Raw genomic sequence first — 8,337 nt, 5'->3', positions numbered from 1 at the left:
CTCCGAGTCCTCCCCCACCAGCAACGAGAAGTCGAACTTCGACGTCTTCGTGTCCGTCTCCAGCCCTTTCAGCACCAACCCCTCCCCCAGCTTCACCTCCACCCCAGGCGTGTTCTGCAACGTCAACGACACCTGGAAGAGCGGACTGCGGCTCATGTCCCTCCGCGGCACCAACTCCTCCACCAACTTCTCGAACGGCACGTCCTGGTGCGCGTACGCACCCAACGTCACCTCCCTCGCCCTCCCCACCAATTCCCGGAAGCTCTCCTCCTCGCGGACTCGCCCCCTCAGCACCAACGTGTTCGCGAAGTACCCAATCAGCCCTTCCGTCTCCGCGTGCGTACGTCCCGCTATCGGAAACCCCACCACCACTTCTTCCTGCCCCGCGTACCTCGCCAGCACCACCTGGTACGCCGCCAGCAACACCATGAAGGGCGTCGCTCCCTCCCTCCGGCTCGCCTCCTCCACCTTCCTCCACAGCTCCTTCGGCCACCGCCTCTCCAACATGGCCCCTCGGAAGCTCTGCACCGCCGGCCTCGGCTTGTCCGTCACCAACTCCAACGCCTTCGGCGCTCCCTCCAATTGCCTCCGCCAGTACTCCACCTGCTGCTCCAGCACCTCTCCCTGCAACCACCCTCGCTGCCACTCCGCGTAGTCCGCGTACTGCACCGGCAACTCGCCCAGCGGTGACGGCTTGCCTTCCGCGTACGCCTCGTAGAGCGCCGCCACCTCCCTCACCAACACCTCCGTCGACCACCCGTCCGACACGATGTGGTGCAGCACCACCACCAGTACATGTGCTTCCGCTGACAGCCTCACCAGCGTCACTCGCAACAGCGGCCCCACCGACAAGTCGAACGGAAGCAACACGGCTTGCTCCACGTGACGACGTGCTTCGGCCTCACGGCGCTCCTCGGGAAGCCCTTCCAGATCGACGTCGTGCAACACCACCGGTGACTCCGGCGCGACGATCTGCACGGCGACGCCGTTCACACTTCGAAATGTGGTGCGCAGCGCTTCGTGACGCCGAACGAGTTCCTGGAACGTTCGAGCCAGCGCATCCCGGTTCAACGGCCCCGTCATCCGCACCGCGCCAGGCACGTTGTACGAAGCGCTCAACGGCTCGAGCTGGTCCAGGAACCACAGGCGCTGCTGCGCGAAGGACAGCCTTGGAGGCTGACTCCTGTCTTCCCTCGGCACCAGCGGCGGCGCCACCTGCGCAGCCCCCGCTCGAATCAGTCGATCCACCCGACTCGCGAGCTCCGCCACGGTCGGGGCCTCGAACAGCTCACGCAGCGGCAGCTCGACTCCGAACGCACTCCGCACCCGGGAGATGGCCCTCGTGGCCAGCAGCGAGTGGCCTCCCAGCTCGAAAAAGTGGCCGTACAGCCCCACCCTGTCGAGTCCGAGCACCTCCGCGAAGAGCCCCGCCAGCAAGTCCTCCGTCGCGGTGCGCGGCGCCACATAGGCACTCACGCCCTCGCGCCCCGCATCCACCACGGGCAGCGCCTTGCGGTTCACCTTGCCACTCGGCGTCAGCGGCAGCGCGTCCAGCGTCACGAACGTGGACGGCACCATGTACTCGGGCAGATGTGCCCCGACATGCGCGCGCAGGGCCTCCCGCTTCGCCCCCTCCGGCTCCGAGAGGACGACGTACCCCACCAACCTCCGGTCCCCGGGAACATCCTCACGCACCACCACGGCCGCATCGCGAACACCCGGCGCGGCACGGAGCGCTGCCTCCACCTCGCCCAATTCGATGCGGAAGCCTCGCAGCTTCACCTGGCCATCCAGGCGGCCCACGAACTCCACCGTCCCCTCCGCCGTCCATCGGGCCAGGTCTCCCGTGCGGTACAACCGGGCTCCAGCCACCTCGCTGAACGGATGCGGAACGAACTTCTCCGCCGTCAGCTCCGGCCTACCCACGTACCCGTGCGCCAGATGCGCGCCACCGATGAACAGCTCACCCGAAATCCCCACGGGACAGGGCTGTCCCCATGCATCCAACACATAGAGCTGACAGTGCGGCAGCGGCGCGCCGATGGACGGAAGACGCGGCCACGATGAAGGCGCCCCCCGCAACCGGTGCGCGGAAACGACATGCGTCTCCGATGGCCCGTATTGATTCTCCAGCACGCACCCGGGGAGACGCTCGAAGAACGCGACCAACGACGGCGTCACCTGGAGCTGCTCACCCGCGGTCACCACTTCGCGCAGCGCTCTGGGCACCGTCCGGCTCTGGACCGCGACTTCCGCCAGGGCTTGAAGCGCCACGAAGGGCAGGAAGAGGCGCTCCACCGCGTGCCGGTCCAGGAACGTCAGAAGCGCTGACAAATCCTGACGCACGTCCTCCGAGGGCAGCACCAACGTGCCACCGGCCCACCAGGTGGAGAACATCTCCTGGAAGGACACATCGAAGCTGAGCGCCGCGAACTGCAGCGTCGTCGCCGTGGGATTCACGGACCGCTCGAGCTGCCACGTCAGCAGATGTGACAGCGCACGATGCGACAGCGCCACGCCCTTGGGCCGCCCCGTGCTGCCCGACGTGTAGATGACGTAACACGCCAACTCCGGAGGAACCTCTCGAGCAGGAGCCCGGGTCGGCTGACGCGCCAGTGCCTCGGACTCCAGGTCCATGAACACGCGACGCGCGCGCGAGTCCACCGGCAACACCGTGCCCAGCCGGGAGTGACTCAGCACCACCACGGCGCCCGAGTCCTCCAGCATGAACGTCAGTCGCTCCGCCGGATAGCGCGGATCCAACGGCACATACGTGGCCCCCGCCTTGAGCGTTCCCAGCACGGCGACGGCCAGGTCCAGGCTCTTGTCCAGACACAGGCCCACCTTGCTCCCGACGGAAACTCCCAATTCCGCCAGGTGATGCGCGAGCTGATTCGCCCGAGCCTCCAGCTCCGCATAGGTCAGCGCCCGCGTCCCATCGGTGACGGCGATGGCCTCGGGAACCCGAGCCACCTGGGCTTCCACCGGACGGAACACCGCCACGGGCACATGTGCATCACGCGCCAGGGGATTCCACTGGGTGAGGACCTGTCGTCGCTCCTCCACGTCGAGCAACGCCAACTCCGACAACGGCCGCTCCACCTTCTCACGCAGCTCGCGCAACACGTGACGCAGGTGCGCCAGCATCCGCCGCACCCCCGTCGCGCCGAAGCGCCTGGCGTCATAGGTCAGCCGAAGCACCAGCTCGTGTCCCGGCAGCGCCATCAACGTCAGCGGGTGGTGGTCCACCTCCATCGACGTGGGGTTGCGCACCACCAGCTCATCCGACGGCGTGGAGAGCCCCGCTTCCATCGGATAGTTCTCGTAGATGACAAGGCTCTCGAACAGCGGCTCGCTCGAAGGCACCTCGCTCCAGCGGCGCACCTCCACCAGCGGAGAGGACTCGTACTGACGCGCCTCCTGCAACCACGACTGCAGTTCCTTCAGCCACGGCCCCACGGGCCGTGAGGCGGGCATCCGCACGCGCACGGGGATGGCATTGATGAACATGCCCACCATGCTCTCGATGCCAGCAAGCTCGGGCGGCCGTCCGGAGACCGTCAGACCGAAGACCACGTCATCGCCGCCGCTGTAGCGCCCCAGCAGCACCGCCCAGGCGCCCTGCAGCAACGTGCCCGGTGTGAGCCCCTGCTGCCGGGCGAAGGCGACGAACGCCGACGTCTCCTCCGCTCCCAGCCGCACCTCCTCGTCCCCCCGCTCCCCCTGTCCCCGAGGCACACCTCCCACATTCAACCGCGTGGGCTCCGCGAAGCCCACGAGCGCCTTGCGCCAGAAGTCCCTCGCGGCGCCCTGGTCCTGCCCCTCCAGCCACGCGATGAAGTCCCGGTAGGGCCGGACATCCCCTCGCGGCGGCGTCACTCCACGCCGAAGCGCCTCGTACCGGGTGAACACATCCCGCGTCACCAACTGCGTGGACCAGCCATCCAGCAACAGGTGCGTGACGCTGAACACCACGCGCCAGACGCGCTCGTCCGTGCGAAACAGCGCCAGCCGGAACAGCGGCGCGACGGAGAGTTCAAACCCGCGCCGACGGTCCGCCACGAAGAAGGCCGACACCCGGGCCTCCAGCTCCTCCCGAGGCACCGTGCGCCAGTCCTCCACGGAGACGGTGGGCTCCACGTCGCGCATCACCGCCTGCAGCGGCGCGTCCAATCCCTCCCAGAAGAATGCCGTGCGCAGGATGGTGAAGCGCTGTGCCGCCTGTCGCCACGCCTCCGTCAGCGCCGTCACATCGAGGACGCCATCCAGTTCGAAGGCGATCTGGTTGAAGTAGGGCTGGGTCTCGTCCTCCTGGAGGTGGTGGAACAGGATGCCCTGCTGCAACGGCGATAGGGGATACAGGTCCTCCACGTCGCGAAGCCGCTGTCCCTGGGAGGCCAGCCGGTCCGCGAGCCCCTCCAGCGCGCCCTGCCCCAGCTTCGCCAGGGGGAAGTCCAGAGGTGACAGTCCACGAGGGTCCTCGGACGTCCCATGCGCGATGAGTTCCCGCAGGGCCGCTCGCAGCGCGTGAGCCAGCCTCTCCACGGTTTCGGTCCGATGAATCCCCGAGCCATGGGTGAACATCAGCCGCATCCGGCCGCCGCTGACGGCGCAGTCCACGTCGAGAAGATGCGCGCGCAGCCCTTCTGGTGCGTGCGTAGGCCCCGCCGAGCCCTCCGACAAGCGCAGCGGCGCCGTGGCGGGCAGCACATTGTCGAACTGCCCCAGATAGTTGAACCCCACCTCCGGCACGGGCAAGGCGCTCAGTCGCTCGCGCAACGCCCGGTCCGGCGACAGGTAGCGCAGCACACCGAACCCCACGCCCTTCGACGGAGTGCGCCGCACGGCCTCCTTCGCCGCTCGCACCCACGCCCCGGGCCCATCCCCCATTGACTCCACCAGCACCGGGTACAGGCTGGTGAACCAGCCCACCGTGCGCGAGAGGTCCACCTCTCCGAAGAGGTTCTCGCGCCCGTGCCCCTCCATCTCCACCCGCACGCACGATGCCCCCGTCCAGCGACGCAGCACGTGCGCGAGCGCGGCCAGCAACAGCTCATCCGGCTTCGCGCGGAACGCCTTCGCCACGTCCTGGAGCAACACCTGCGTCTCCCCGGGCTCCAGCGTCACCTCCACCAGACGCGAAGCACCCTCCGTGTTGGCGACGCCTCCCTCCACCTCACGGGGAAGCGAGCCCACCCGTTCCCAGGGGAGCCCGAGCCAGAAGGTCGCCTCCTCCCGCGCGGACGGCGTGCGCGCATGCTCCACCAGGCGCGAGGCCCAGGACTGATAGGACAGCGTCTTGGCGGGAAGTCGCACGGGCTCGTCCGCGCGAAGCCGCTGGTAGGCAGACAGCAGATCCTCCAGCAGCACCCGCCACGAGACGGCATCCACGGACAGGTGGTGGATGACGAGCAACAACTCCTGCGGCACCTCCGGCCCCAGGTCGAAGAGCACCGCTCGCGCGACGTCTCCCGTGGAGGGATTCAAGCGCTCCTGGACCCGCGCCGAGTACGCCTCCACCTCTGCACTCCGAGCCCCCGGCTCGCACCGCGAGAGGTCCACCGTCTCCAGCGGCAGGGTTCCTTCCAGCCCCATCAGCTCTTGATGCCAGCCGCCCTGCCCGTCCCTCGTGAAGCGCAGGCGCAGGGCGTCGTGGTGCTCGCGCACGAGTTGGAGGGCTCGGTCCAGATGCGCGGCCACCATTCGCTCGCGCAGCGTGAAGCGCAGGGCTTGATTGAAGTGGTGCGCCCCCGACAGCTCGCGCGCGAGGAACCAGCGCTGGATGGGCGTCAACTCCACCGGACCCGTCACGGGCCCCTGGGCGATGACTTCCCTGGGTGCCTCGGACACCACCGCGGCCAGCCGCGCCACCGTCGGATGGTCGAAGAGCTGCTTCGCGCTCAGGTGCAACCCCGCCTGCGCGGCGCGAGAGATGACCTGGATGCCGAGGATGGAGTCGCCCCCCAGCTCGAAGAAGTCCTCGTGCACGCTGACCTGGGGACGCCCCAGCACCTGGGCCCAGATGCTCGCGAGGGCTTCCTCCTTCGCGTCACGTGGTGCGATCTCGACGGTCCGCTCCACCACCGTGAGCTCCGGTGCCGGCAGGGCTCGCCGCTCCACCTTCCCGTTGTCCGACAGCGGGAACGCCTCCAGCACGACGAAGGCCGCGGGCACCATGTACTCGGGCAGCCGCTCCTCCAGGAACTCGCGCAGCGCGGAGGACTCCGGTCGCTGTGCGCCGGAGGGCACCACATACGCCACGAGCCTCGCGCCGGAGGGCACGTCCTCGCGAACCACCGCCACCGCGTCGCCCACCGAGGGGTGTGTCCGCAGCACGGACTCGACCTCGCCCAGCTCGATGCGATAGCCGCGCACCTTCACCTGGAAGTCCGCGCGGCCCAGGTACTCCAGGCGTCCATCCGCGCGCCAGCGCACGCGGTCTCCCGTGCGATACAGCCGCGCCCCCGGCTCGGTGCCGAAGGCATCCGGAATGAAGCGCTCCGCCGTCAGCTCCGGCCGCCGCCAGTAGCCTCGCGCCACGCCGGCGCCACCGATGAACAGCTCTCCCACCACGCCCACCGGCACCGGGCCCAGGCGCGCATCCAGGACATACAGGCGCGTGTTCGCGATGGGCCGACCGATGGCCACCGGGCCACTCACCGGGTCCGCCGCGCTCACCGTGTACACGCAGCACCCGACCACCGTCTCCGTGGGGCCGTACTCGTTGATGAGGCGCGTGTCGGGCGCGTGCTCGCGCCAGAAGGCGATGCCCTCGGCCGTCAGCGCCTCACCGCCAATGACGAAGGCCCGCGTGCGTCCCGCGGCTTCCTCCGGACGAAGCTGCGCGGCCAGCATGCGCAGGTGGGTGGGCGTCAGCTTCACCAGACTGAAGTGGCTGCCCGCGCGCAGGGCTTCACCCAGTCCCTCGATGCCCACGTCTTCCGGGACCAGCACCACCGGCCGCCCCGCGACCAGGGGCGCCACCAGGCTCGTCACCGTCAAATCAAACGACAGCGGCGAGTGCACCGGCGAGCCGCTGCCCTCCGCGAGCCCATAGGCCCGCTGCGCCCAGGTCAGGTAGTTCACCACGCCCCGGTGCTCGACCATCACCCCCTTGGGTCGCCCCGTGCTTCCAGACGTGTAGATGAGGTACGCGAGGTCTCCGGCTCCGGCCAGTGGCTCTGGCGGCGTCACGGGCTCGCGACCCGCGGTGCGCGCCCAGTCCGTGTCCAGGCAGAGGAGGAACTGCGAGGTCGCCGGCAGCGCGTCCGCGAGCATCTCCTCGGTGAGCACCACTGGCACACCGGTGTCTTCCAGGAGGAAGGACACCCGTGTCGACGGCCAGGCCGGGTCGATGGGCACATACGCGCCCCCGGCCTTCAGGACGGCCCACAGCGCCACGACCATGTCTGGAGAGCGACGGAAGCACAGGCCCACCAGCGTTCCTCGCCGGACGCCCAGGCCGCGCAGGTGGTGCGCGAGCTGATTCGCCCGCGCGTCCAGCTCGCGGTAGCTCCAGCGCACATCTCCCATCGACACGGCCAGCGCGTCCGGGGTGCGCGCCACCGCCTCCTCGAAGAGGCCATGCACGGTGGCCTGCTCCGGGAAGTCCGCACGTGTGTCGTTCCAGGTCACCAGGAGTTGGTGCCGCTCCGCGCCGGACAACAGGGACAGCTCCCCCAGTCGCCCCTCCGGCCGCGCCGCGATGGCCTCCAGCACGAGGACCATCCGCTCCAGTCGCGCATCCGCGAACGCCTGCGTGAAGCGGGTCTGGTCGTAGCGAAGGAGCAGCGGAAGTTTCGCGCCCGAGGTGGAGATCAACGTGAGGCCGAAGTGGTCCGCCTCCCGGGCCCGTACGTCGCGCACCTCCAACGCCCGCGCGGAGGACGTGAGCGCGGCATCCAGCGGGTAGTTCTCGAAGACGACCAGCGTGTCGAAGAGCGAGGTGCCCGCGGGGACGTTGCTCCAGCGCTGCACCTTCACCAGGGGCGCATGCTCGTGCTGGCGCGCCTCCACCTGCGTGTCCTGGATGCGACGCAGCCACGTCGACCAGGTCAGGTCCTGGGACCAGCGCACTCGCACGGGCTGGGTGTTGATGAACAACCCGACCATGTCCTCCACGCCCGCGAGGTCCGGAGGACGACCGGAGACCGTGGTGCCGAAGATAACGTCCTCGGCGCCCGAGAGCTGTCCCAGCACCAGCGCCCACGCGCCCTGCACCAGGGTGCTCAGCGTGAGCCCGTGTCGACGCGCGAAGGTGTTGAGCGCCGCGGTGGTGGACTCCGACAGATGACGGGTGCGCGTGATTCGCCCCGTGCCCTGTCTCTTATACACAGC

Annotated in this window: 1 protein-coding gene; it reads right to left on the bottom strand. The window is 69.0% G+C overall.

The window, feature by feature from the left end:
* On the bottom strand, positions 1-8,337 hold an 8,337-nt coding region (locus FJV41_RS46190; RefSeq protein ID WP_141649013.1), incomplete at both ends, for a non-ribosomal peptide synthetase.

Source organism: Myxococcus llanfairpwllgwyngyllgogerychwyrndrobwllllantysiliogogogochensis, from assembly GCF_006636215.1.
Taxonomy (GTDB): Bacteria; Myxococcota; Myxococcia; order Myxococcales; family Myxococcaceae; genus Myxococcus; species Myxococcus llanfairpwllgwyngyllgogerychwyrndrobwllllantysiliogogogochensis.
Note: the sequence above shows the minus strand (reverse complement) of the source record. Positions and strands in the feature narration are given on the sequence as shown.